The organism is Christensenella intestinihominis (assembly GCF_001678845.1).
Classification (GTDB): domain Bacteria; phylum Bacillota; class Clostridia; order Christensenellales; family Christensenellaceae; genus Christensenella; species Christensenella intestinihominis.
The window spans coordinates 421495-446488 of the sequence record NZ_MAIQ01000001.1 but is presented as its reverse complement, the minus strand read 5'-3'; the positions used below and the strand labels follow the sequence as shown (position 1 = coordinate 446488).

Annotated in this window: 21 protein-coding genes, 1 pseudogene and 1 riboswitch; of the genes and pseudogenes, 17 read left to right on the top strand and 5 right to left on the bottom strand. The window is 52.0% G+C overall.

What is annotated here, in order from left to right; genetic code table 11:
- The first annotated feature begins 1 nt into the window (after position 1).
- From BBD38_RS02130 to purD, 14 genes are all read left to right on the top strand, one after another.
- On the top strand, positions 2–472 hold the full coding sequence (locus BBD38_RS02130) for a UvrB/UvrC motif-containing protein (RefSeq protein ID WP_066683959.1): 471 nt from the start codon (positions 2–4) through the stop codon (positions 470–472).
- A gap of 135 nt (positions 473–607) precedes the next feature.
- Positions 608–3037, top strand: a complete 2430-nt coding sequence (locus BBD38_RS02125) for an ATP-dependent Clp protease ATP-binding subunit (RefSeq protein WP_082989420.1) — start codon at positions 608–610, stop codon at positions 3035–3037.
- A gap of 95 nt (positions 3038–3132) precedes the next feature.
- On the top strand, positions 3133–4221 hold the full coding sequence (locus tag BBD38_RS02120; protein ID WP_066683957.1) for an MraY family glycosyltransferase: 1089 nt from the start codon (positions 3133–3135) through the stop codon (positions 4219–4221).
- Between the two features lie 102 nt (positions 4222–4323).
- Positions 4324–5772, top strand: a complete 1449-nt coding sequence (gene guaB / locus BBD38_RS02115) for an IMP dehydrogenase (protein WP_207644618.1) — start codon at positions 4324–4326, stop codon at positions 5770–5772.
- Positions 5773–5775: 3 nt separating this feature from the next.
- Complete coding sequence (locus BBD38_RS02110; protein ID WP_066683953.1) at positions 5776–6555, top strand: adenine nucleotide alpha-hydrolase family protein; 780 nt, start codon at positions 5776–5778, stop codon at positions 6553–6555.
- Positions 6552–8084, top strand: coding sequence for a glutamine-hydrolyzing GMP synthase (gene guaA / locus BBD38_RS02105; RefSeq protein WP_066683951.1), 1533 nt, complete (start codon positions 6552–6554; stop codon positions 8082–8084). The genes BBD38_RS02110 and guaA overlap by 4 nt, the downstream gene beginning before the upstream one ends.
- A gap of 349 nt (positions 8085–8433) precedes the next feature.
- On the top strand, positions 8434–9930 hold the full coding sequence (locus tag BBD38_RS02100) for an NCS2 family permease (RefSeq protein WP_082989419.1): 1497 nt from the start codon (positions 8434–8436) through the stop codon (positions 9928–9930).
- 68 nt (positions 9931–9998) lie between these two features.
- Positions 9999–10490, top strand: coding sequence for a 5-(carboxyamino)imidazole ribonucleotide mutase (purE, locus tag BBD38_RS02095; protein WP_066683949.1), 492 nt, complete (start codon positions 9999–10001; stop codon positions 10488–10490).
- On the top strand, positions 10487–11194 hold the full coding sequence (purC, locus tag BBD38_RS02090; protein WP_066683948.1) for a phosphoribosylaminoimidazolesuccinocarboxamide synthase: 708 nt from the start codon (positions 10487–10489) through the stop codon (positions 11192–11194). The genes purE and purC overlap by 4 nt, the downstream gene beginning before the upstream one ends.
- A 65-nt stretch (positions 11195–11259) precedes the next feature.
- Positions 11260–12663, top strand: a complete 1404-nt coding sequence (purF, locus tag BBD38_RS02085; RefSeq protein ID WP_268873167.1) for an amidophosphoribosyltransferase — start codon at positions 11260–11262, stop codon at positions 12661–12663.
- An 18-nt stretch (positions 12664–12681) separates the two neighbouring features.
- The gene (gene purM, locus BBD38_RS02080) at positions 12682–13695 is read left to right on the top strand and encodes a phosphoribosylformylglycinamidine cyclo-ligase (protein WP_066683943.1); all 1014 of its coding nucleotides are present in this window, start codon (positions 12682–12684) and stop codon (positions 13693–13695) included.
- Complete coding sequence (purN, locus tag BBD38_RS02075; RefSeq protein WP_147568051.1) at positions 13692–14309, top strand: phosphoribosylglycinamide formyltransferase; 618 nt, start codon at positions 13692–13694, stop codon at positions 14307–14309. Before purM ends, purN begins: the two co-directional genes overlap by 4 nt.
- A gap of 16 nt (positions 14310–14325) precedes the next feature.
- The gene (purH, locus tag BBD38_RS02070) at positions 14326–15867 is read left to right on the top strand and encodes a bifunctional phosphoribosylaminoimidazolecarboxamide formyltransferase/IMP cyclohydrolase (protein ID WP_066683936.1); all 1542 of its coding nucleotides are present in this window, start codon (positions 14326–14328) and stop codon (positions 15865–15867) included.
- 18 nt (positions 15868–15885) lie between these two features.
- Positions 15886–17142 (top strand): phosphoribosylamine--glycine ligase, encoded by a 1257-nt coding sequence (gene purD, locus BBD38_RS02065; protein WP_066683935.1) that lies wholly within the window; start codon positions 15886–15888, stop codon positions 17140–17142.
- 53 nt (positions 17143–17195) lie between these two features.
- On the opposite strand, the gene BBD38_RS02060 is transcribed toward purD, so the two are convergent.
- The 5 genes and pseudogenes from BBD38_RS02060 to BBD38_RS02045 all read right to left on the bottom strand — a co-directional run bounded on the left by BBD38_RS02060 (position 17196) and on the right by BBD38_RS02045 (position 21743).
- Positions 17196–18572: an NAD(P)/FAD-dependent oxidoreductase gene (locus BBD38_RS02060; protein WP_082989418.1), complete on the bottom strand. Its 1377-nt coding sequence runs from the start codon at positions 18570–18572 to the stop codon at positions 17196–17198.
- A 26-nt stretch (positions 18573–18598) separates the two neighbouring features.
- The gene (locus tag BBD38_RS15160; protein ID WP_407919649.1) at positions 18599–18991 is read right to left on the bottom strand and encodes an ACT domain-containing protein; all 393 of its coding nucleotides are present in this window, start codon (positions 18989–18991) and stop codon (positions 18599–18601) included.
- 66 nt (positions 18992–19057) lie between these two features.
- Positions 19058–19813: pseudogene (gene dapB, locus BBD38_RS15155) on the bottom strand (4-hydroxy-tetrahydrodipicolinate reductase); the annotation flags it as partial.
- Positions 19814–19826: 13 nt separating this feature from the next.
- Positions 19827–20708, bottom strand: a complete 882-nt coding sequence (gene dapA, locus BBD38_RS02050) for a 4-hydroxy-tetrahydrodipicolinate synthase (RefSeq protein WP_066683927.1) — start codon at positions 20706–20708, stop codon at positions 19827–19829.
- Between the two features lie 21 nt (positions 20709–20729).
- Positions 20730–21743: an aspartate-semialdehyde dehydrogenase gene (locus BBD38_RS02045; protein ID WP_066683925.1), complete on the bottom strand. Its 1014-nt coding sequence runs from the start codon at positions 21741–21743 to the stop codon at positions 20730–20732.
- Positions 21744–21906: 163 nt separating this feature from the next.
- Positions 21907–22089, bottom strand: a riboswitch (Lysine riboswitch).
- 123 nt (positions 22090–22212) lie between these two features.
- On the opposite strand from BBD38_RS02045, the gene BBD38_RS02040 reads away from it, so the two are divergent.
- The 3 genes from BBD38_RS02040 to hslO are packed head-to-tail and all read left to right on the top strand — an operon-like array spanning position 22213 to position 24992.
- Positions 22213–23358 (top strand): M20 metallopeptidase family protein, encoded by a 1146-nt coding sequence (locus tag BBD38_RS02040; RefSeq protein ID WP_066683923.1) that lies wholly within the window; start codon positions 22213–22215, stop codon positions 23356–23358.
- Positions 23351–24118 carry a class I SAM-dependent DNA methyltransferase gene (locus tag BBD38_RS02035; RefSeq protein WP_082989417.1) on the top strand — a complete coding sequence of 256 codons (768 nt, stop codon included), beginning with the start codon at positions 23351–23353 and terminating at the stop codon, positions 24116–24118. Before BBD38_RS02040 ends, BBD38_RS02035 begins: the two co-directional genes overlap by 8 nt.
- The gene (gene hslO / locus BBD38_RS02030) at positions 24108–24992 is read left to right on the top strand and encodes an Hsp33 family molecular chaperone HslO (RefSeq protein ID WP_082989416.1); all 885 of its coding nucleotides are present in this window, start codon (positions 24108–24110) and stop codon (positions 24990–24992) included. Before BBD38_RS02035 ends, hslO begins: the two co-directional genes overlap by 11 nt.
- Positions 24993–24994: the final 2 nt, after the last annotated feature.

Here is a 24994-nt window from a genome sequence, read left to right as displayed (position 1 = left end):
TATGTTATGTGATAAATGTAAACAGAGGGAAGCAAATGTTCATATCAAACAGAGTATTAATGGCGTAACCACGGAAAGGAATTTATGCGAGGCCTGCGCACGGGAAGAGGAAGGCTTGATGAACGCCTTCTCCATGGATAATTTTTTCAATGACCTGTTTGCGACCAGCCTGCTTAAGCGTGGTTCGAGGCGGATAGGAAATATGTTTGATGTGGCCCCGCAGCTTCCGAATACCGGAAATGACCGCTATAGCGCAGAATTTATGGGCGTTGACCAACCGTTTGAAAGCGGGATCGAACTTCCGAAAATCAATGTGGCCCCACAAAAACAGGAGCCGCGGGAAAAGGCGGAGGAAAAAGGAGACCTGAAAGCGCAGCTTAACCAGGCAATCAAAGATGAAAATTATGAAAAAGCCGCGGAAATACGCGACTTGATAAAAAAGGAAAAAGAGAAAGGCAATGAAACGGCTTAAGTTGTTTTAGCAAAGAAAATCACGGTTACATTATAGCCAAGAGAAGCCGTTAGTAAAAGAAAGAATGGGCGCGCCGCTCGCCGGAACAGCGGCAGCCTTTACAGGCTTATATGTGAAGGTTAAAGGGAGGACAATATGGACAATATGTCAAGATTTACTGCGGGTGCGCAGGAGGCCGTCAACCAGGCGGCGCAGTTTGCCGCCAGCATGGGTGAAAATTATGTGGGAACGGAACACCTGCTTCTCGGCCTGATTCTGGAGGGTGGAACCGCTTCGGAAATTTTGGGAAAGCAGGACATTAACGCGGACAAGGCGGCTGAATACATCCGCTCTGTTTCAACCGATGGAGGATACGGGAATCCGCAGGTAATCGGTTACACGCCGAGGACCAAAAAAATAATTGAGATGAGCGTAGCATTTTCACGGCAGCTCGGACAGAATTTTATCGGGACGGAGCATATGCTGCTCGCAATTATCAACGAACGCGAGAGCATGGGATTCCGTATGCTGCATGACCTCGGAGCGGATATGGCGGCAATGCAGCAGGAAATCCTTGCCGTTGCCCAGGGCGCGCCGGTGAGCGGCGACGAAAACCCGAAATCATCCACGCCGAAGCTCGATAAATTTGGCCGCGACCTTACGCTTGCGGCTAAGAACGGGGAGCTTGATCCCGTGATCGGACGCTCGGAAGAAATCGAACGGATTATCCAGATATTAAGCCGCCGTACGAAAAACAATCCTGTTTTGATCGGCGAGCCGGGCGTTGGCAAATCTGCCATTGCGGAAGGCCTGGCCGAGAAGATTGTGGAAGGCAACATTCCTGATATGCTGAAAAACAAGCGTGTTGTGATGCTTGACCTTGCGGGAATGCTGGCGGGTTCCAAGTTCCGCGGCGAATTTGAAGAACGCCTGAAGGATGCGCTTGACGAGCTTAAGAAGGCGGGGGACGTTATCCTGTTCATCGACGAGCTCCACACGCTGATTGGCGCCGGCGCGGCGGAAGGCGCGATGGATGCGGCGAACATCCTGAAGCCGATGCTTGCACGCGGCGAAATCCAGGTGATCGGCGCAACCACAATTGACGAATACCGGAAGCATATTGAAAAGGATGCGGCCCTTGAGCGGCGGTTCCAGCCGGTGAATGTCGGCGAACCGACCCCGGAGGAAGCATTGCAGATTCTGGAGGGGCTGCGTGACAGGTATGAAGCGCATCACAAGGTGACGATTACAGACGAAGCGCTTAAAGCGGCTGTCGACCTTTCCACGAGGTATATTATGGACAGGTTCCTGCCGGATAAGGCAATCGACCTGATTGACGAGGCGGCTTCCAAGGTAAGGATTTCGATGTTTACCTCTCCGCCGGACCTGCGGGAGCTGGAAGAGAAGCTGGAAGGAATCGGCAAGGAGAAGGAGAGCGCAATCGCGCATGAAGACTTTGAAAAAGCTGCGAAGCTGAGAGACCAGGAAGCGGATATCAAACGCGATATCGAGCATTGCTCGGAGGAATGGCGCAAGGCTGTCGCGAAGGAAAAAGGCGTTGTAACGGAGGAAGATATTGCGCAAATTATTTCAAGCTGGACGCATGTTCCGGTCAGCAAGCTGACGGAGGACGAGAGTAAAAAACTCTTGGCGCTGGAAGATATGCTGCACGAGCGTGTGATTGGCCAGGATGAAGCGGTATCCGCCGTTGCAAAGGCAATCCGCCGCGCAAGGGCAGGGCTGAAGGACCCGGCGAGGCCGATTGGCTCGTTCATCTTCCTCGGACCCACGGGCGTAGGCAAAACCGAGCTGACCAAGGCGCTTGCCGCCGCAATGTTCGGCGACGAAAACGCGATGATCCGCCTCGATATGTCGGAATATATGGAGAAACACTCCGTATCGAAGCTGGTTGGTTCACCTCCGGGATATGTTGGCTATGACGAAGGCGGCCAGCTGACGCAGGCCGTCCGTACCAAGCCGTACTCGGTCATTCTGTTCGACGAAATCGAGAAGGCGCATCCGGATGTGTTCAATATCCTGCTCCAGGTTCTGGAGGACGGACGCCTTACGGATTCCAAGGGCCGCACGGTGGACTTCAAAAACACGATTATTATTATGACGTCCAACGTGGGCGCGCATGAAATCGCGGCGAACAAAATCGGCTTCGGCAAGGAAAACGAAGGCGATATGGAACAGCTCAAAGAATACGATGAGATGAAGGAACGTATGATGGAAGCTCTGAAAAACACCTTCCGTCCCGAGTTCATCAACAGGATCGACGACATTATCGTGTTCCACAAGCTGACGGAAAAAGATACGCAGCAGATTGCCGAATTGATGCTGAACAGCGTTATCAGGAGGCTGCATGACAGGGAAATCGACCTTACGTACACCAAGGATGCGGCGAGACTGATGGCAAAGGACGGCATGAGCGACCAGTATGGCGCGCGTCCGCTGCGCAGGATGATCCAGCAGACCGTGGAAGACAAGCTTTCCGAGGAAATACTCGCAGGAAAGATCAACATTGGCGATAAAGTCAAAATGTTTGTAGAAAACGGAGATGTTGCATTTAAAAAGGAAAATTGATATAATGTAGCAAAGCGCAAGTGCGGCAAAGATAATTTGCCGCTCTTGTGATATTTGCTCATAGTTTACGGGTCGAAAAGAGGAAACGTTCTATTATGGATGTACGTTCGGGCATTTTGATTGTTATCGCATTGTTGTTTACGTTTTTCGTGACGTATACGACGACGCCGCTTGTCCGTAAACTTGCGATTAAGGTGGGGGCGGTTGATGTCCCCAAAGATGAAAGACGTATGCATAGCAAGCCGATTCCAACCATGGGGGGGCTTGCTATATTTGTCGCTTTTGCTTTTGGAATGCTTGCGTTTGTGGATATGGATTCTTCCTTCATAGGGCTCCTTATCGGCGCGCTGATGATTATTATCCTCGGGATACTGGACGATATCTATGACCTGAAGCCGTATATTAAGCTTTTGGGGCAGGTTTGCGCGGCGCTGGTGGTGTGTTTTTCCGGCGTGCTGATTACCCGCGTGACATTATTTGACCAGATTATTTATTTCGGGAATTGGGCAATCCCGATTACGGTGCTGTGGATTGTTGCAATTACCAATACGATCAACCTGATCGACGGACTGGATGGCCTTGCCTGCGGTATCGTCGCGATTTCATCTTTTGCCTTGCTTGCGGTATCCCTGCTGTCTGCCGGGAATCCGACGGTTACGATTGTGGCGGCCGTACTCGCGGGCGCGTGCCTTGGTTTTTTGCCGTACAACCTGAACCCCGCTAAAATCTTTATGGGGGATGCGGGCGCGATGTTCCTCGGCTTTGTGCTGTCGGCCATTTCAATTCAAGGTTTCTTCAAGGTCAATGCCGTCGTATCCTTTGGCATTCCGTTCCTTGTGCTTGGCCTGCCGATTGTGGATACGGCGTTTGCCATCCTGCGCCGCCTTTTGAAGGGGCAGCATCCGTTCCATGCGGACAGGAAGCACCTGCATCACAGGCTGGTTGACATGGGGCTTAACCAGAAACAGTCCGTTACCCTTTTGTATGCGATATCCGCGCTCCTTGCAATTTCGGCCGTTCTTTTTGCGGAGCGTGAATTTACGGGCGCGATCCTTGTGCTGGTATTGGCTTTTGTTGTCGGATCGATTAATTGGATGGTTCTCAAAAGGGAGCACCAGCATGCGCTCGAGGAAGAAGAAAAGAAGGAGCAACCGGAAGACGGGGAAAATACGCCGCAGCCGTAGGGCAGCGCGCGTTTTTTTGTTGCCGGTAAAATCGTACGTTACACCATGCCCCTGCATGGTGCAAAAATAATTTTATGAATGATAGGAAAGGAAGAAACGTACATGAAAATTACGGAAGGTCTTACATTTGATGATGTTCTGCTGAAGCCGCACAGGAGCCTTGTCACGCCGAATGAAGTTGACGTCTCTACTCATATTACGCCGAATATCAAGCTTAATATACCGATTATGAGCGCCGCGATGGATACGGTTACGGAAAGCGGGCTTGCAATCGCCATTGCGCGGGAGGGAGGCATGGGCATTATCCACAAGAATATGTCGATCGAGCAGCAGGCGGACAATGTGGATAAGGTCAAACGAAGCGAGCACGGGGTTATCACCGATCCGTTTTCCCTGTCGCCCGACCATACGGTGAGCGATGCGGACCAGCTGATGGGCCGGTATAAAATTTCTGGCGTGCCGATTGTGGAGAAAGACGGCAAGCTGATCGGAATCATTACGAACCGCGATATGCGTTTCGAGACGGATTATTCGCGTAAGGTCAGCGAAGTAATGACAAGCGATCACCTGATTACCGCGCCGATTGGCACGACGCTGGCTGAAGCGCAGCAGATTTTACGCAAGTATAAAATTGAAAAACTTCCGCTCGTCGATAAAAACGGCAAGCTGATGGGCCTTATTACGATCAAGGATATCGAGAAATCCATCCAGTATCCGATGTCTGCAAAAGACAGCGGCGGGCGGCTGCTTGTCGGCGCTGCTGTCGGCACGGGCAACGGGACGCTTGAACGGGTGGCGGCGCTTGTGCAGGCAAAGGTGGACGCAATCGTAATCGATACGGCGCACGGGCATTCCGTTTATGTGCTTAAGGTGCTGGAAAAGGTTCGCTCCGAATTTCCTGATCTCGACATTATTGTCGGGAACTGCGCCACGAAAGAAGCGGCGCATGACCTGATTTCCGCAGGGGCGAGCTGTGTGAAAGTCGGTATTGGGCCCGGTTCCATTTGTACGACGCGCGTTGTTGCCGGAATTGGCGTGCCCCAGCTTACCGCGGTTATGGATTGCGCGGAAGAGGCGGCGAAATTTGGCGTCAAAGTAATTGCGGACGGCGGGATTAAATACAGCGGGGATATTACCAAGGCTCTTGCGGGCGGTGCGGCGGCCGTTATGATCGGCAGCCTGTTTGCGGGAACGAAAGAGAGCCCCGGGGACATGGAAATCTACCAGGGCCGCAGCTTTAAGGTATACCGCGGAATGGGTTCGATCCCGGCGATGCAAAAGGGCAGCGCGGACCGGTATTTCCAGGAAAGCACGCAAAAGCTGGTGCCCGAGGGTGTGGAAGGACGCGTCCCGTATAAAGGGCCCCTTGCAGATACGACGTTTCAAATGGTGGGCGGCCTGAAATCCGGTATGGGTTATTGCGGCGCTGCGACAATCGAACAGCTCCAGGAGAATGCGGAATTTGTTAAGATTACAAGCGCCGGTCTTTTGGAAAGTCATCCGCATGATATCAATATTACCAAGGAAGCGCCGAATTACAGCGCAAAATAACCGATGACGGCACAGGAGAAATTCAGCAGGCTGGTCCGGTTCATTTATGAATGCAACGATGTGGCGGTGGCGTTTTCGGGAGGAACGAATTCGTCACTGCTGCTTTGTGCGGCACAGGAAGCGCATGGGAAAAACGTCTGGGCGCTTACCGCAAACGCCGCATTTTTTACGCAGGAAGAGCTCTACCGCGTCCATGAGGTATTGGACGATTATAAGCTGAACGATGCACGGATTCCGGTCTATATATTGCAGGAAGCGGAAATCGAACGGAATGGGGCCGGCCGTTGCGAGGCATGCCGACGGCTTTTATCGGAAGGGCTGGCAAGGGCTGCCAAGAATCTGGGCGCAGAAGTGCTGCTGGACGGCCGGTGCGGCGGCGCCCCCGGATGTGTGGATAGCAGGCAGGGCGTTGCCGGACTTGCGTGCAAAAGCCCTTTTGCAGAGCTTGGCTTCGGGCGGGAGGATATTTGCGATATGCTATCGGCGATTGGCAGGGGCTATTATATCCACGAACCTGCCGCCTGCCTGGCGAACCGCTTTGCGCCCGGCGAGCCGTTGACGGCAGAAAAACTCGATTTTGTCGAACAGGCGGAGAAAACGGTGCGAAGGTTTGCTGGCAAGGAACGTTTTGTGCATTTTGCAAATTGGAATATTGTAGTATATACTAAAAAAGATATATCGAAACCGGATCGGGAAAGCATTTGCGCCGAGCTCCAGAAAGGCGGCGCAAAGGATATCAGGTTTGCTTTTTCGGAGGAGATTGGAGAGAAATTACATTCATGAGGGAAACAATTATTGTGGTGGATTTTGGCGGGCAGTATAATCAGCTGATTGCGCGCCGCGTACGGGAAGCCCACGTATATGCGGAGCTGGTACCGTATAACACGGACGTCCGCCGTATCCAGGAAAAAAATCCGATTGGAATTATATTCACAGGAGGCCCCAAAAGCGTATATGAGGAAGGAGCGCCGGTCTGTGATGAAAGGATACTCGGGCTTGGAGTTCCGATTCTCGGTATTTGTTATGGAAGCCAGCTTATCAGTATGAAGCTTGGCGGGCACGTCGCTTCCGCGCCGGCGGGGGAGTATGGAAAGACGGAAATCCAATATGACACGTCGAGCGTTTTACTGCAGGATATGGATCGTGAATCGGTATGCTGGATGAGCCATATGGACTATATTGATCGGGCGCCGAAGGGGTTTGACATTCTGGCAACAACAAATTCCTGCCCGGTGGCGGCGTTTGGAAGCCGTGAGAAAAAAATCTTCGGGGTACAATTTCACCCGGAGGTTCAGCATACGGTTAAAGGGCAAAGCGTATTGGAGCATTTTTTGTTCGATATATGCGGAGCAAAAGGGGATTGGGATATGAATGATTATGCAAAACAGTCAATTGAAGAAATTCGCGAAAAAGTAGGGGACAAAAAAGTGCTTTTGGCGCTGTCGGGCGGAGTGGACAGCTCCGTTTGCGCGGTGCTGCTGCACAAGGCGATCGGGAAAAACCTGACATGTGTGTTTGTTGACACCGGGATGATGCGGAAATATGAGCCGGAAGAAGTGGAAGAGGTTTTCAAAAAGCAGTTTGATATGAATCTTGTCCATGTGAAAGCGGAAAAACGTTTCCTTGAAAAGCTGGCAGGCGTGACGGAGCCTGAAAAGAAACGAAAAATTATTGGCGAAGAATTTATCCGCGTATTTGAGGAAGAGGCGAAGAAGATCGGAAAGGTACATTTTCTTGCCCAGGGAACGATTTATCCGGATGTTGTGGAGAGCGGCGTAGGAGACGCGGCGCTGATCAAGAGCCATCATAATGTAGGCGGTTTGCCGGATCATGTGGATTTTGACGAGATTATCGAGCCGCTGCGCGAACTGTTCAAGGATGAGGTGCGCGAACTGGGAGAAGAACTCGGCCTCCCGCGCCATATGGTATGGCGGCAGCCGTTCCCCGGTCCGGGGCTTGCGATCCGCGTGATTGGTGAAATTACGAAAGAGAAGCTCGACCTTTTGCGCGACGTGGATTTCATCTTCCGTGACGAAATTGCAAAGGCGGGGCTGGACGAGAAAATCTGGCAGTATTTTGCGGTGCTGACGGATATGCGCTCCGTGGGTGTGATGGGCGACGAACGGACCTACGACTATACGGTCGCCCTCAGGGGCGTGACCAGCGTGGACGCGATGACGGCGGACTGGGCGCGCATCCCGTACGATGTGCTGGGAACCGTTAGTAACCGCATTATCAACGAGGTGGGGCATATCAACAGGATTGTGTACGACATCACGAGCAAGCCGCCCGCCACAATCGAGTGGGAGTAAGGTTTTTGGCTTAACCATACGGGTTTGAGCCAGACGGCGTTTGAGTGGGAATCGCATCAAAATTCAAAAGATAGGTGGCAATCATGACCGCCTATTTTTTATTTTTGGAGGTGTCTTTCCATATGGAAAACAAGAAATCAGGAGTTTTGAGTCATAAGCATAAAAAAACAAAAAAGTGCGCGGTTATCATATATGTTACGGTTACGTGGAAATATAGTTCGCAATGATACGAATTATATGTATAAATAAAAAGTTATAATTCGATAATATATTGCGGGAATCACTCATTTCAAGTATTATAAATTACGTAAGCTTCATGCTTACCATATCATATTATAGGAGGTATCATATGGAAAAGTTTTTCAAGCTGACGGACAACAAGACCAATTTCCGTACTGAGGTAATTGCCGGGTTTGTAACGTTTTTTACGATGGCCTACATCATCTTCGTTAACCCGAACATTTTATCCGGCGCGGGAATGGACCATGGCAGCGTAACGGTTGCTACGTGTCTGGCGGCAGCGATTGGTACGCTGTTGATTGGTCTGATGTCCAACTATCCGTTCGCGCAGGCGCCTGGTATGGGCCTTAACGCATTTTTTGTTTATACGGTATGCGGCGCGATGGCATGGGAGTGGGAAGGCGCCCTTGCGGCAGTGTTCATTTCAGGTATTATTTTTGTTATTATCACACTGTCCGGCGCGCGCGGCAAAATCCTGAACGCGGTTCCGAGAAGCCTTAAATATGCGATTGGCGCAGGTATTGGCCTGTTTATCGCATCCCTCGGCCTTAAAAACGGCGCGATGCTTGCGCTGTCTGCGGACGGTTTCTTTATTGGGAGCCTTGCAAATCCCATGATGCTGCTCACGATCATTGGCCTTGTGCTCACGATCATCCTGATGGTGCTTAAAGTAAAAGGCGCTATTTTGATTGGCATCGTGCTCACGACAATCGTAGGGCTTTTCATGCCGAATGGCGAAGGCGGCACGATTACATCCCTTGCGGGTGTGGAAGTAAGCCCGCTTGCACTTGCCGGGTTCATTGCGTTTGCGCTTATGGTGCTGTTTGTTATCATCTGGGGCGTGACGAAGAAAAAGGGCATGGGAACCATTGCCGGGATATGCCTTGCTGCAACCGTAGTTTTGCTGATTGCAAACCTTGCAACAGGCGATTCTTCTATTTCGCTTGACCAGACGTTCATGAAGATGGACTTCAGCAAGATGTTTGTGGGACCAACGCTCTTTGTGCAGGTCATTTCTTTTGTAACGGTTATTCTTGCATTCCTGATGATCGATATGTTCGATACAATGGGAACGATTATCGGTACTGCCGAGAAAGCGGGTTATCTGGATAAAGACGGAAACCTTCCGAAAGCGAACCAGGCAATGATGGCGGATGCAATCGCAACGGCGACAGGCGCCGTGCTTGGTACGTCTACGGTTACAACGTTTGTGGAAAGCGTTTCCGGCGTAAATGAAGGCGGCCGTACAGGCCTCACCTCGGTTGTTGTCGCAATCCTGTTTGTACTCGCGCTCCTGTTTGCACCGATCGCGGGAATTATTCCGAGTTCGGCGACAGCCCCGGCGCTGATCGTTGTCGGTATCCTGATGATGGGACCGCTGATGAAGATCAAGTGGGACGACTTCGCAGAAGCTGCTCCGGCATTCATGACGGTTCTGTGCATGGGCTTCATGAGTTCCATTACAGACGGTATCGCGTTTGGCTTTATCACATATGCCATTTGCAAAATCTTTACCAAGAAAGCAAAAGAGGTTGGCGGGATCATGTGGGGTATCGTCATCATCTTTATTATTTACTACATCATGAGGGCCATTGTTATCGGCTGACAAATTGATAAAAGCCGGCTCCGGCGGGAAACGCCGGGCCGGCTTTTAAAACTTAAAGGAGATAAAAAATGAAAGTTGCAGTGATTATGGGATCAAAAAGCGACCTTCCGGTTTTGAAACCGGCAATTGATACGCTGAAGGATTTTGGAATCGAAGTGGAAGCACATATTATGTCGGCGCACAGAACGCCGGAGCTTGCGGCCGACTTTGCAAAGAATGCAAAGGATAAGGGTGTGGAAGTGATCATTGCAGCGGCTGGAAAAGCCGCCCATCTGGCCGGTGTGATCGCGGGGCATACGATCCTGCCGGTGATCGGCCTGCCGATCAAGTCTTCGACGATGGACGGACTGGATTCCCTGCTTTCCACCGTGCAAATGCCCGAGGGCATTCCGGTTGCGACGGTGGCAATCAACGGCGGCAAGAATGCCGCACTTTTGGCAGTGCAGATTCTCGCATTGAAATATGATACGTTAAGCGATTTATTATATAAGTTTAAAGAGGACATGCAGCTCAAAGTGGTGGCTGCGGACGCTGAACTCAGGGAGGAGTTATCAAAATGAAAAAAACAGAGCAACTGTATGAAGGAAAAGCAAAAAAAGTATTCAAGACCGACGATCCAAATTATGTGATCGTTGACTACAAGGACGATGCGACCGCGTTCAACGGCCTGAAAAAAGGCACGATTGTAGGCAAGGGCGTTGTAAATAATAAAGTTTCAAACCATATGTTCAAGATGCTGGAAAAGCATGGGATTCCGACGCACTATGTTGAAGAGCTTTCCGATCGTGAAACGGTCGTGAAGAGCGTTTCCATTGTTCCGGTCGAGGTAATCGTGCGGAATATTGCGGCGGGCAGCCTTTCCAAGCGCCTTGGAATTCCGGAAGGAACCAAACTCAAGTCTACGGTTCTTGAATACAGCTATAAGGACGACGACCTCGGCGATCCGATGATTAATGATTATCACGTTTATGCAATGGGACTTGCAACGCCGGAGGAAATGAAGAAAATTGCGGAATATTCCTTCAAGGTAAATGAAATAATGACGGACTACCTGAAGCAGTTCGGAATCGAGCTGATTGACTTCAAATTGGAATACGGCCGTTGCAATGGGGAAATTATCCTCGCGGATGAAATTTCACCGGATACATGCCGTTTCTGGGATTCCAAGACAGGTGAAAAGCTGGACAAAGACCGCTTCCGCCAGGACCTTGGAAATGTGGAGGACGCATACCAGGAAATTCTTAAAAGATTGATGGGAGAATAAGCTATATGTTCATTCGGCCGGATCGACATTATAACTATGAACGTTGGAAGCCGAAAGATGATGTGATGGCAGAGGAATGCGGTGTGTTCGGCATTTTTATGGACGATCACCGCTATGATCCTGCGGAGGCAACCTATTTGGGGCTCTATGCGTTGCAGCACAGGGGTCAGGAAAGTGCCGGGATTGCCGTCACGGACGGGAAAGAGGCCAAGTTCCATAAAGGAATGGGGCTGTGCTCTGAAGTGTTTAAAGACAGCCTTGGCAAAATTTTGGGCGGACATATCGGAATCGGGCATGTGAGGTATTCCACGACGGGGGACAGCAAGGCAGACAATGCCCAGCCGCTGGTAATGTCTTATCGCGGCGGCAAGCTCGCCCTTGCCCACAATGGGAACCTGATTAACAGCAGCATTTTGCGGGAAAAGCTGGAGGACGAGGGCTCGGTCTTCCAGACGACGCTTGATACGGAGGTTATGGCAAACCTGATTGCGCGGCAGTCAAAGCAAGGGATACTGAAAGCGATTACCGGGATGATGAAGGTGGTTCGCGGCTCTTATGCCCTCGTGATGATGACCGGGGAAGAACTGATCGCCGTGCGCGATCCCCTGGGAATACGGCCCCTTGCGCTGGGAAAACTCGATAACAGCTATGTGATTGCTTCCGAGTCGTGCGCCTTTGACGCAATTGATGCGGAGTTTGTCCGCGATGTACGTCCGGGAGAGATTATTGTAATTAATAAGGACGGGCTCAAGTCTTATCAGGCGCAGTCCTCTATGGAAACGGCATTGTGTGTGTTTGAGTACGTATACTTTGCGCGGCCGGATTCCGATATCGACGGGATCAGCGTATACCGTTCGCGTGAAAACATGGGAACGAGGCTTGCGCAGGCATTTCCGATTGACGCAGACCTTGTGAGCGACGTGCCGGATTCGGCAACGCCCGCCGCATCCGGATATGCCGCCGAAAGCGGGATTCCTTATGCGAAGGCGCTTGCCAAAAACCGTTATGTGGGGCGCACCTTCATCCAGCCGTCACAGGCGCTGCGGGAACGGGGCGTGAAACTGAAACTGAATGCAATGAAGCGCAACGTGCATGGGAAACGCCTGATCCTGATTGACGATTCCATCGTACGGGGGACGACGAGCCGAAAAATTGTCGAAATGCTTCGGCTTGCGGGCGCGCGCGAGGTACATATGATGATTAGTTCGCCGCCGGTTATCTGCCCGTGCTTTTTCGGAATCGATACGCCATCGCATGACCAGTTGATCGGTTCCAAAAATTCGGTGGAAGAAATCCGCAGGATCATCGGCGCGGATACGCTGAATTATCTTTCGATTGAGGACCTTTTGAAAACGGTGGAAGGCGCGGGCTGCAATTTTTGCGCGGGATGCTTTAACGGAAATTATCCCGTCGATATAAAAAAAGCGCTGAAAGAGACGGAAGCGCTCGACCTTGCGACGATTGAATAAAACAGGGAGTAAAAAAATATGTCAGTAACTTATAAAGATGCCGGCGTGGATGTGGAGCGCGGATATGAAGCTGTAAAGCTCATGAAGGAGCACGTCAAAAAAACCTTTGACGGGAATGTGATTACGGACCTTGGTACGTTCGGCGGGATGTATGATATCGGGAACGGGCAGGTGCTTGTATCGGGAACGGACGGAGTGGGCACGAAGCTCATGGCCGCGTTCGCGATGGAAAAAAATGACACAGTTGGAATCGACTGCGTGGCGATGTGTGTGAACGACGTTGTGTGCCACGGCGCGCGGCCGCTGTTTTTCCTGGATTATATTGCGACAGGAGCGCTTGTGCCCGGCGTTGCGGCAGATATCGTAAGCGGCATTGCAGACGGATGTGTGCAGGCGGGCTGTGCGCTGATTGGCGGGGAAACGGCTGAAATGCCCGGCTTTTATCCGGAAGGGGAATATGACCTTGCGGGGTTCAGCGTGGGGATTGTCAACAAAAAGGATATCATTAACGGATCGGCAATCGAGCCCGGGGATAAAATCATCGGCCTTGGATCGACGGGCATTCATTCCAATGGATTTTCGCTGGTGCGTAAGCTGTATGCAATGGATGGAACCCTGAACACCAGGATGGTGGAAGAGGCGGGAAAGACACTGGGCGAACTGCTTTTGGAGCCTACCAGGATTTACGTGAAATCGATTCTCGGATTGATCGAAAAGGTGGATGTAAAAGGGATAGCTCACATTACGGGCGGCGGCTTTTACGAAAATATCCCGCGCGTTCTGCCAAAAACGGTGGATGCGAAAATTAACCTCGGGTCGTGGGAAATGCCCTATGTATTTGATATGCTGGTGCGGGACGCCCAGCTTTCGCAGAGGGATGCGTATAATACGTTTAACATGGGAATCGGCATGATTGTCGTGGTAAAACCGGAGGAGGAGCAAACCGCGCTTGCGGCGCTTACGGCTTCCGGCGAAAAGGCGTTTACGATTGGCGGGATTGTTCCCGGCAACGGAGGCATTGAGCTATGCTGAAATTTGCGGTGATGGCGTCGGGCGGCGGGACGGATTTCCAGTCATTGATCGACGCGGTGGAGACCGGGCAGGTCCGTGCGGAAATTTGCTGCCTGGTTGCGAGCAAACCGGATATTTATGCAATCGAGCGTGCAAAAAATGCGGGGATTCCCGTCGAAGTGGTACGGAAAAAGGAGTTTGACAGCCTGGAGACATTTGATAAAGCAATCCTTGCCACATTGAAAAAGTATTCGGCGGATTTCGTCGTCCTCGCGGGCTATCTCAATATTGTAGGACCGCAGACCATCGGCGCTTATGAAAATAAGATCATTAATATCCATCCGGCGTTGATTCCAAGCTTTTGCGGGATGGGGATGTACGGCAGCCATGTGCATGAAGCGGTCATTGCGTACGGGGCGAAATATTCCGGCGCGACGGTTCACTTTGTAAATGAGGAAGCGGATGCGGGGCCGATTATTATGCAGGAAGTGGTTCCGGTACTGGAAGACGATACCCCGGAAACGCTTGCGGCGCGGGTGCTGGAAACGGAACACCGGCTTTTGCCGCGGGCCGTTGCGCTAATGGCGGACGGCAGGCTCCGGGTTGAAGGACGGATTGTAAAAATTTTAAAATAGGTTGGAGGACAATGATATGGCGAAAAGGGCTTTTTTGAGCGTATTCGACAAAAGCGGAGTGGTAGATTTCGCAAAAGGGCTTGAGAAACTTGGCTTTGAGATTCTTTCTACGGGGGGAACGCAGCGCGAGCTGGAAAATGCCGGGGTCAAGGTTACGAATGTTTCGGATATTACGGGCTTTCCGGAATGCCTCGACGGGCGCGTGAAAACGCTGCATCCCAAAATCCATGCGGGAATCCTCGCGATGCGGGGAAATGAAGAGCATATGAAGCAGCTTCGGGAGTTGGGGGTGGATACGATTGACATTGTTGCCGTCAATCTCTATCCGTTTAAGCAGACAATATCGAAGCCGGATGTGGCCCTCGAGGATGCAATCGAAAATATTGACATCGGCGGGCCGACCATGCTGCGCGCGGCTGCCAAGAACTGGCAGGATGTCGCGTCGATTGTGGACAGCGCCGATTATGTGACGGTGCTGAAAGAACTGGAGGAAAATGGGGAAGTAACGCGTGAAACAAAATTCCGGCTGTGCGCCAAGGTGTTTGAAACGACGTCGGCGTATGACGCGCTCATCAGCCAATACCTGCGCAAGCAGCTTGCAACGGAAGAACTCCCTGAAAAGCTGACGCTCACGTATGAGAAGCAGCAGGGAATGCGCTATGGCGAAAATCCGCACCAGAAAGCGGCGTTCTACCGGGAGCCGCTTTATGTGCCGGGCAGCCTCGCAAACGCGGAGCAGCTCAACGGCAAGGAGCTTTCCTTTAACAATATTAACGATACGGCGGGCGCGCTCGATTGCCTGCGTGAATTTGAAGAAACCACAGTCGTGGGGGTAAAGCATGCCAATCCGTGCGGCGTGGGAAGCGCGGAGACGGTTTATGATGCCTATATGAAAGCATATGAGTGCGACCCGGTTTCGATTTTTGGCGGGATCGTTGCGTGCAACCGCGAAATTGACGAAAAAACCGCGGCGCAGATGAGCAAAATATTCCTGGAAATCGTGGTCGCTCCTTCCTATACAAAGGAAGCCCTCGACATTCTCTGCCAGAAAAAGAACCTGCGCGTGCTGCGCCTGCCTGAAATATCGGCGCCGCTTCCGAAGGACGGTCTTGATACCAAAAAGGTACTGGGCGGGCTGCTGGTACAGGGACTTAACGACAGGATGTTCGACGGCGAATTCAAGGTTGTGACAAAACGCAAACCGACGGATGAGGAAATGGAAAACCTCGAGTTTGCTTTCAAGGTTGTGAAATATGTCAAATCGAACGGGATTGCGATCGCCAAGGATATGGGTACGCTTGGAATCGGACCGGGGCAGACAAACCGTATCTGGGCGGCGGAAATGGCGCTCGAGCGGAGCGGAGAGGAAGCAAGGGGGGCCGTGATGGCTTCGGATGCGTTCTTCCCGTTTGACGATTGCGTGGAGGCTGCCGCCAAGGCGGGCATTACCGCAATTATCCAGCCGGGCGGTTCGATCCGCGATGAAGATTCGATCAAGAAATGCGATGAAAACGGAATTGCGATGGTGTTTACCGGGATTCGCCATTTCAGGCATTAAGAGACGGGAGAGTAGGGCATGAAGAAAGTATTGGTAGTCGGCGGCGGCGGCCGGGAGCATGCAATCCTGTGGAAGCTGAAACAGGGAAAGGAAGAACTGGAGCTTTTCTGCGCGCCGGGAAACGGCGGAATTGCACAGCTTGCAACCTGCGTGCCGGTCAAGGCAGACGACGTTGAAGGAATCGTTGCATGGTCCGTGGAAAATGAAATGGACCTTGTATTTGTGGCGCCGGACGATCCGCTGGCATTGGGAATGGTGGATGCGCTGCAAAAAGCCGGGATTCGGGCTTTTGGCCCCACGAAGGCGGCGGCGGAAATTGAATGGTCGAAATCTTATTCCAAATGGCTGATGAAAAAGTACGGGATTCCTACCGCTGATTTTGAAGTGTTTGACGATGCGGACAAGGCGCTCCGGTATCTTTCCGGGGCGAAATATCCGATTGTTGTAAAGGCGGACGGACTTGCGCTCGGGAAAGGCGTGCTTATCTGTGATACCTTTGAGCAGGCGGAGCAGGCCGTGCGGGAAATTATGCTGGATAAAAAGTTCGGCGCGGCAGGAGCGCAGGTCGTGATAGAAGAATTCATGACAGGCCCTGAGGTCTCTGTGCTTGCGTTCTGCGACGGAAAGACGATTTTGCCAATGGTATCCGCACAGGACCACAAAAGAGCGTACGACGGCGACGAAGGGCTGAATACGGGCGGCATGGGAACCTTCGCCCCATCCCCGAAGTTTACGCCGGAATTACAGGAGTACGCCCGGGAGGCAATTTTTGAAAAGACGGTAGCGGCGCTGAATGCGGAAGGCAGGGAATTCAAAGGCGTGATCTTTTTCGGCCTGATGATTACGCCGGACGGGCTCAAGGTGCTGGAATATAACGCGCGCCTCGGGGACCCCGAAGCGCAGTCGGTATTCATGCTGCTGGAGACAGACCTCATGGAGGTAATCGACGCGGTGATTGACGGCACCCTCGATCAGGTATCCTTCCAATGGAAGGACGGCAACGCGGTGTGCGTGGTGATGGCGTCGGGCGGCTATCCGCAGAAATACGAGAACGGGAAACCGATTGAAGGGCTCGACGATGTGGAAGGCGGAGTTGTGGTGTTCCACGCGGGGACAAAGCTCGAGAATGGGAGGCTCTATACGAACGGCGGCCGCGTGCTGGGAGTGACGGCTGTGGGCAGGGATATTCCGCAGGCGCGGGAAATTGCTTACCGGAATGTCGAAAAAATCAAGTTTGAAGGCGCGCACTACAGGAAAGATATTGGAATAAAGTGACGGACAAAAAAACGGCCGCAGGATGCGGCCGTTTTTTAATGCCGTTTTGAAAACTAAGCCTGTTTCAGGATTTTATCCGCAACATACAGCCCGTTGGCAGCCGCCTGGGACAGGGAACGGGTAAAGCCGGCGCCATCCCCGGTTGCATAGATGCGCTCGAAATCGTTAAGCTCGAAATCATGCGCGAGGGGACGTGCGGAATAGTATTTGCATTCGATTCCATAGAGCAAAGTGTCATAATTTGCCGTACCGGGCGCAATTTTATCCAACGCGTATAAAGTCTCGATGATATTGTCAAGCTGGCGCTTTGGCAGGCAGAGGCTCAGATCGCCGGGAACCGCATGCAGGGTGGGGCGGGTTGTGGATTGCGCAAGCCGTTTCGCATCCGTACGCCGTCCTGCCAGGAGGTCGCCGAACCGCTGGACGAGTACGCTGTCCCCGCTGATCAGGTTTGCGAGGCTGGCCACATGGCGCGCATATTCAATCGGTTCCTTGAACGGCTCCGTAAAACGGATCGTCGTAAGGAGGGCGAAATTTGAATTTTCCGTCTTCCGGGACTGGTCGCGGTAGGAATGGCCGTTTACCGTCAGGACTCCGTTCGTATTTTCCGTTACGACATTTCCTCTTTCGTTGAAACAAAACATCCGCGTCGTGTCGCCGTATGCTTTGCTGCGGTACCAGATTTTCGGTTCGTAAATCTGTTTTGAAAAATGCTCCCACACACTGGAAGGAAGCTCTACGCGGACGCCGATATCGACCTGGTTGTTGGTCAGGCCAACGCCGTTCTTTTTACACCACTTCGTAAAGAACTGGCTGCCGGCGCGCCCCACGGCAAAGATGATATCCTTTGCCTGGAATTCCAGCTTCCCGGATTTTGCCTGCGCAAAAATGGTATGCGCCGCCGCATCCACATCGGTTACGTCGGTATCCGTATAGATATCGCATTTTTCCGAGATATGCTCGATCATCCTGCGCATCGTATCGAAATTTTCATCCGTACCCAGATGCTTGAGCTGCGCCTGCGACATATGCAGGTCGTATTTGAGGCATTCCGCCTTGAGATCGTTGTTGGGCATAAAACGCTCGGTGGTCGCCCCGAAGGAAACGAGCAGCCGGTCGGCCTGTTCGATATAATCAATGACGGTTCCCGGCTCCAGGAAATCTGTCAGCCAGCCGCCATATTCCGTGGAAATTACGTACTTTCCATCGGAAAAAGCGCCCGCGCCCGCCATGCCTTCCATAATGGCGCAGGAAGAGCATTTTACGCAGTGATCCGCGGTTTTTTTAATGATCGGGCAAATCCGGCCGGTAATTGCGTGGCCTTTTTCGATCAATGCGACCGAAAGGGCAGAGTTTGATTCGGTCAGGCGGTATGCGCACATGATTCCGCTGATACCGCCCCCGATGATTGCAACATCATATTTTTTCAATTTATGGTTACCTCGATTAGAAAAAATTACAGGCTGAACGCCTGCGTGACAGCCTTGATGGCCTTCGTCGCATCCTTGGTTTTCAGGCAGAAAGAAATCTTTGTTTCGGAATCTGTAACGATATATGTTTTGATGCAGTCTGCCGCCAGGGCGGAAAACAGTTTGGATACCACGCCGTATTGCCGGGCCATTCCCTCGCCCTCGATTGTGAGTTTCGTGATATTGGAAACGCACTTATAGACGAGGTTTTCCACGCCGTCAAGCGCCGCCCTGACCGTATCAAGGTCGGAAGATGCGACGGAGAAGGTGATATCGACCGTGCCATCCTGGGGATAGGCCTGGCTGATCGTCGCAATGTTGACGCTGTTTTTTGCGATATGGTCGAACACATCTGCAATATATACGGGGTCGTGCGGCATATTGATGAGGGTAACAATCGCGTTGTTTTCCTCTTCCACATAGATGCTGCTCACGATCTTTTTGCCGGAAATAATATCCTCCATAGAATAGAGGCCTGCGGAACGGCCCGCAACGAACTGGGCCGCACGTACGGCGCCTTCGGCAAAAATCTGCCTGGAGAGGGCGCGGTGATGCACCTCTATGATTTCGTCGTTCCCGAGGAAGAGGACGTCATGGTCGCCCACGACCGTCCCGCCGCGCACCGCATGAATACCAATTTCCTTTTGCTGCCGTTTTGCGCGCACCTTGGGAGTACGGCCGTAGACATATTCCTTATCTCCTGAAAACACCTCGTTGATTTTATCCGCAATTGCGAGGGCGGTGCCGCTCGGGGCATCCACCTTTTGGTTATGGTGCTTTTCAATAATTTCAATATCAAATTTATCGCCCAAAAATTCAGAAGCGGTTTTGCAGAGCTCCATTTGCAGGTTGACGCCAAGGGACATATTGGCGGAGAAAAATACCGGAATATGCCCGGAATATTTCACGATCATCATTTTATCGTTTGCCGAATAGCCCGTTGTCGCAAGGACGACGGCGCTGTTTTTTTCCTGTGCGAAATCAAGCAGGCCGTGCAGGGCGTCGGGCCGCGAAAAATCGATAATGACGTCTACTGACTCCACAACGCGCGAGAAATCATCATAAACGGGGAACGGGTTCTGCCGTGCGTCGGGCATTTTATCTACGCCCGCAACGACCACCATGTCCTCCGCTTCCGATACACATGCGGCGATCATCTGGCCCATTTTGCCATTGGCGCCGCTGAGTAAGATTTTAATCATATCCAAGCCTTTCTTAATCGCAGAGCCCGAAATGCCGCATCTGCGTCAGGAGATTTTCATAGGTATTATCGCCCATTTCCGTGAGGGGAAGACGGAGCGGACCCATGTCAAAGCCCATCATACGCAGGGCGGTTTTGACCGGAATCGGGTTTACCTCGCTGAATAATGCGCAAACCAAAGGATTGATTTCAAGCTGCATTTCGCAGGCTTCCTTTGTCTTGCCGTTCAGGTAATTCATCACCATGTTGTGCATATATTTCGGCATGATGTTTGCCAGCACGGAGATCACGCCGCTGCCGCCGAGTGAAAGTAGCGGAACGACCTGGTCGTCATTTCCGCTGTACAGCGTCGCCTTGCCGCGCGTAAGACGCGCCGTTTCCACAACCTGGGAAATATTGCCGCTCGCCTCTTTAATCCCCGCGATCCTGTCATGGCAGCACAGCTTCTCGTAAACCGAAGCGCAAATATTGACCCCTGTGCGGCTGGGAACATTATAAATGATAATGGGCAGGTCGGTCGCATCGGCCAGCGCGTTGAAATGCGCAATCAGCCCCGCATTGGTGCATTTGTTGTAATAGGGAGTGACCGCGAGAAGCCCATCCGCCCCAACAGCCTGGGCTGTCTTTGCGCAGGAGATCACATGCGCGGTATTGTTGCCGCCCACGCCTGCGATAACCGGAACACGGCCCGCCGAGGCTTTTACAACGCACTCAATTACCGAGCGCTGTTCATCGTCCGTCATTGTCGCGGGTTCCCCCGTAGTACCACAGGCAATCAGCGCGTCGGTGCCATTTTTAATCTGGAATTCGACGAGCTTTTCAAGCGTGTCATAGGCAATTCCATTTTCCGTAAAGGGCGTTGCCAGCGCAACCCCGGAACCTTTAAAAATCATCATATAATCTCCTGTGAAGCGAATTTATTTTTCTTGCAGTTCAATCCATTTCTGGGCAATCTGCACCGCGTTCGTTGCCGCGCCTTTCCTGATGTTGTCCGCAACGACCCAAAGGTTGACGCCGGAATCCACAGAACGGTCGCGGCGGATACGCCCGACATAAACCTCATCCTTGCCGGCAATGTCGGTGGCCATTGGATATACGCCTTTGCCTTCGCCCTTTTTCACTTCGTCCATCACGATAAGGCCGGGGAAGGCGGCAAGCGTTTTTTTCAGGTCGTCAAGGTCGTATTCTTTTTCAAATTCCACATTGATGGATTCGCTGTGTCCGTGGAAAACCGGAACGCGAACCGTGGTTGCGGTAATGCGCATGTTATCATTATGCAGGATTTTGCGCGTTTCATTTACCATTTTAAGCTCTTCCTTCGTGTAATCGTCCTCGTCGAACACATCGATCTGGGGCAGGCAGTTGCCAAAAATCGGGTAGGGGAACTTTTTGGGCGCGTCGCCGTTGATTCCGTTTTCAAGGTCGCTGTACCCGCCCATTCCCGCGCCGGAGACCGCCTGGTATGTCGAATAAACCACGCGCTTGATTTTGTATTTGTCGTCAAGAGGCTTTAGGGCGACCATTGCCTGGATGGTGGAGCAGTTCGGGTTGGCAATGATGCCGCTGTTCCATTCGATATCCTCGGGATTTACCTCCGGGACGACGAGCGGAACCTTGGGGTCCATGCGCCAGGCGCTTGAATTGTCGATGACCAGCGCACCCGCTTTCACTGCAAACGGGGCGAACCTTTCGCTTGTGCCGCCGCCCGCCGAAAACAGGGCAATATCGATATCCTTGCCGTTGAAGCAGGTTTCCGTAAGCTCTTCCACCGTATATTCCTTTCCCATAAACTCAACCTTTTTGCCTGCGCTGCGCGCGCTTGCGAAAAGATAATAGTTTTCCACGGGAAGTTTGCGCTCTTCCAAAACCTGCAGGAATTTCCTGCCCACCATGCCGGTAGCGCCAACAACAGCAACATTATACTTTTTCATTCCTAAACTCCTATTCTTTGCCACAGGGCGGCATTTCTGAAATATTTCCAAAACGGTTTCCCATTTCGCGTAACACGGTATTGCCCTTTTCCGCCTGCCGGAAAGCCGGGCAAAAAAAGAACGGCACACACATTGCGCCGTCTTCTGCATTCATAATTCATCCGATCGCAGCAGCGCAACACCGCAGGGCGGTGACAGTGACACGGCTATTAACCGAATCCCCAGATCGCTATGCCCGGCGCACATAACGTCTTCGGCGTCAAGCCCTTTCCTGCAAAATACAACCGCTCCGCCGAGAGCTCCTCATTTTGCGGTACTGATGCTGTAACGCGCCTCTGTCTGTTCATTTGCCATTATACAACATCCCCCCCGGCATGTAAATACTTTTCCATCCGAAATACTTGCGAAATAAACGGGGAAACGGTATGATTTAGTTAGCACAACAGCGGGAAAGGAACCGGGTAAAGTGATGAAAATCAGGGAAGCGGTAAAACAGCAATTTGACGAACTGGTGAGGCTGCGCAGGGATTTGCATAAAATTCCGGGGTATTCCTTCGATGTTTCTGAAACGCGGGAATATCTTATGGACTACCTGAACGCTCTCGCGCCCGACGCCCTGCAAATATGCGGAAACAATGGAATCAAGGCGGTTTTCCTGGCAAAAAAACCTTCCCGGACAGTTGCGGTCCGCGCCGATATGGACGGTTTGCGCGTTCCGGAGGAAACAGGCTGCGCGTTTGCATCCCGGAACGGGGGCCTGATGCATGCCTGCGGGCACGATGGGCATATGGCAATTGCACTTGTATGTGCAAAACTGGTATGTGAAGCCAGAAACCGCATCGGTAAAAATTATGTTTTCCTGTTCCAGCCCGCGGAAGAAACAGTGGGAGGGGCGCAGCCCATGATCGAGGCAGGCGCGCTTAAAAATCCGGATGTGGATGAAATTTACGGACTCCATCTGTGGCCTTACCTTGCGCTTGGCAAGGTGGGTATGAAGCCGGGCCCGATTATGGCGCAGATGTGTGATTTCCTGATCGACATCAAGGGGCGGGGAAGCCATGGGGCCAAGCCGCAGGATGGGAACGACGCGCTCGTGGCGGCGGCGCATCTCGTTATGGGAATACAGACGATTGTGTCGCGCAGCATTGATCCATATGAAACCGCGGTGGTTACAATCGGCCGGGTTGAAGGTGGAAGGGCGCAGAACGTAATCTGCGAAAATGTACATTTGGAAGGAACGATGCGCGCATTTGAGCCGGAGGTAATGGAAACGGTAAAGCGCAGGCTGCATGAAATTCTGGAAGGGATCGGGATGATGTATGGCGTAGAGTGCGGATATCATGAACCCATGGGATATCCGGCGGTCGTCAACGATACACAGCTTTTTGAGCGTGCGGCAAAGAAATTTAATGGCGGAGAAATGGAAATTGCCCGGCCGTTTATGATGGCGGAGGATTTTTCCAATTTTCAGCGTGTGGTTCCCGGTTTATATTCATTTATAGGGGTTGCGGAATCAGCGGATACACCGCCGCTTCATTCGGGCAGGTTCAACTTTAACGAACAAGCACTATTAAATGGTGTAGAATATTTTTTGAGGGTGACTGGTTTTGAATAAGCAATATAGCGCGCTCGCACGGTTATATGACGACCTGATGTATGATGTGCCCTATGAAGAATGGTCGCGCTATATCATTGAACTGCTAATCGGGGAAAACGCGGGGCCCGGCGCGGAGGTTTTGGAATATGCCTGCGGAACAGGCAACCTGACGCTGCCGCTGGCAAGGGCCGGATACCACATTACGGCTGTGGACGCGTCGGAAGAGATGCTTTTTTGCGCGCAGGAAAAAACGCGCAGGAATGCTTTGCAGGTGAACTATGCTTGCGGGGATATGTGCTGCTTTCGGCTGAATAAGCCCGCGCGGGCCGCGGTTTGTGCATGCGACGGAGTCAATTACCTGCTTACGGAAGCGGAGCTTCAGCGTTTTTTTGAACAAGCATATGCGAATTTGCAGGCACGGGGAGTTTTTTTATTCGATATAAGCTCCGCCTATAAGCTGAGGCATATTCTTGGAAATGAATTTTATTATGACGACGGGGAGGACGAAACCTGCTTCTGGCAAAACCGCTTCAATGAGAAAAGCAAAACCGTGCGGATGGAGCTTACGATTTTTATACGGCGGGACGGAGCCTCCTATGAGCGTCAGGATGAGACGCACGTGCAACGTGCGTGGGAGCGTGCGGAAATAGAGCGGATGCTTCGCGATGCGGGATTTGCGGAAGTGACGGCCTATGGATTTTTAAGCGGGAATGAACCCGAACGGAAGGAAGAAAGGATACAGTTCTGTGCTGTAAAGAAGGAAACGAATGATGAGTGATACATTAATCAGGGCAATGGTAAACGGCGAGGCCACGGTATGCGCGTGTGACGTGAGTGAAATGGTTGAAACCGCCCGAAAAATACACGGGACGATGCCGGTGGCGACGATTGCCCTCGGACGCACGCTTGCGGCAGGAACCATGATGGCGTCCATGCTGAAGAGCAAACATGACAGAATGACCCTGATGATTAACGGCGGGGGCCCGGCGGGGACGATTATGGTCGTTGGGGATGCGATGCTCCATATGAAGGGGTATATTGCCAATCCGGCGGTCAACCTGGCGGCGAACGACAGGGGAGGCTTTGATATTGCCGGGGCCGTTGGCATTGACGGCTTTGTTACGGTGGTAAAGGACCTTGGCCTGCGCGAGCCGTATATCGGGAAAACGCCTATGCTGACAGGGGAGATCGGGGAGGACATCGCGAATTATTTCCTGGTGTCTGAACAACAGCCGTCGATCGTTTATGTAAACACATGGCTCGAGACGGATATGAGTATTGTGAACGCGGGCGGCGTGATCGTGCGGCCCCTGCCGGGCTGCAGCGAAGAAACGCTGGGGGAAATTGAAAAACGGGCGGGGGAAATTGCAAACTATGCAATGTACCTGCTGCCCAAGGGCGCGAAAGGTTCAATCGAGCAGATATTCAAAGGAATGGAGCTGGAAATTCTCGAGGAACAGCAGCCGTTATGGAAATGCGACTGCTCCAAGGAACGCTTGCAGGAGGTTGTGATTTCCCTTGGCAAGCATGAAATACAAGATATGATTGAAAAGGACGACGGAGCGGAAATTGTCTGCCGCTTCTGCAATAAAAAATACTGGTTTTCGGCAGATGAGCTGAAAAAACTGCTTGAACAGGCAGTGAAGGAATAAGG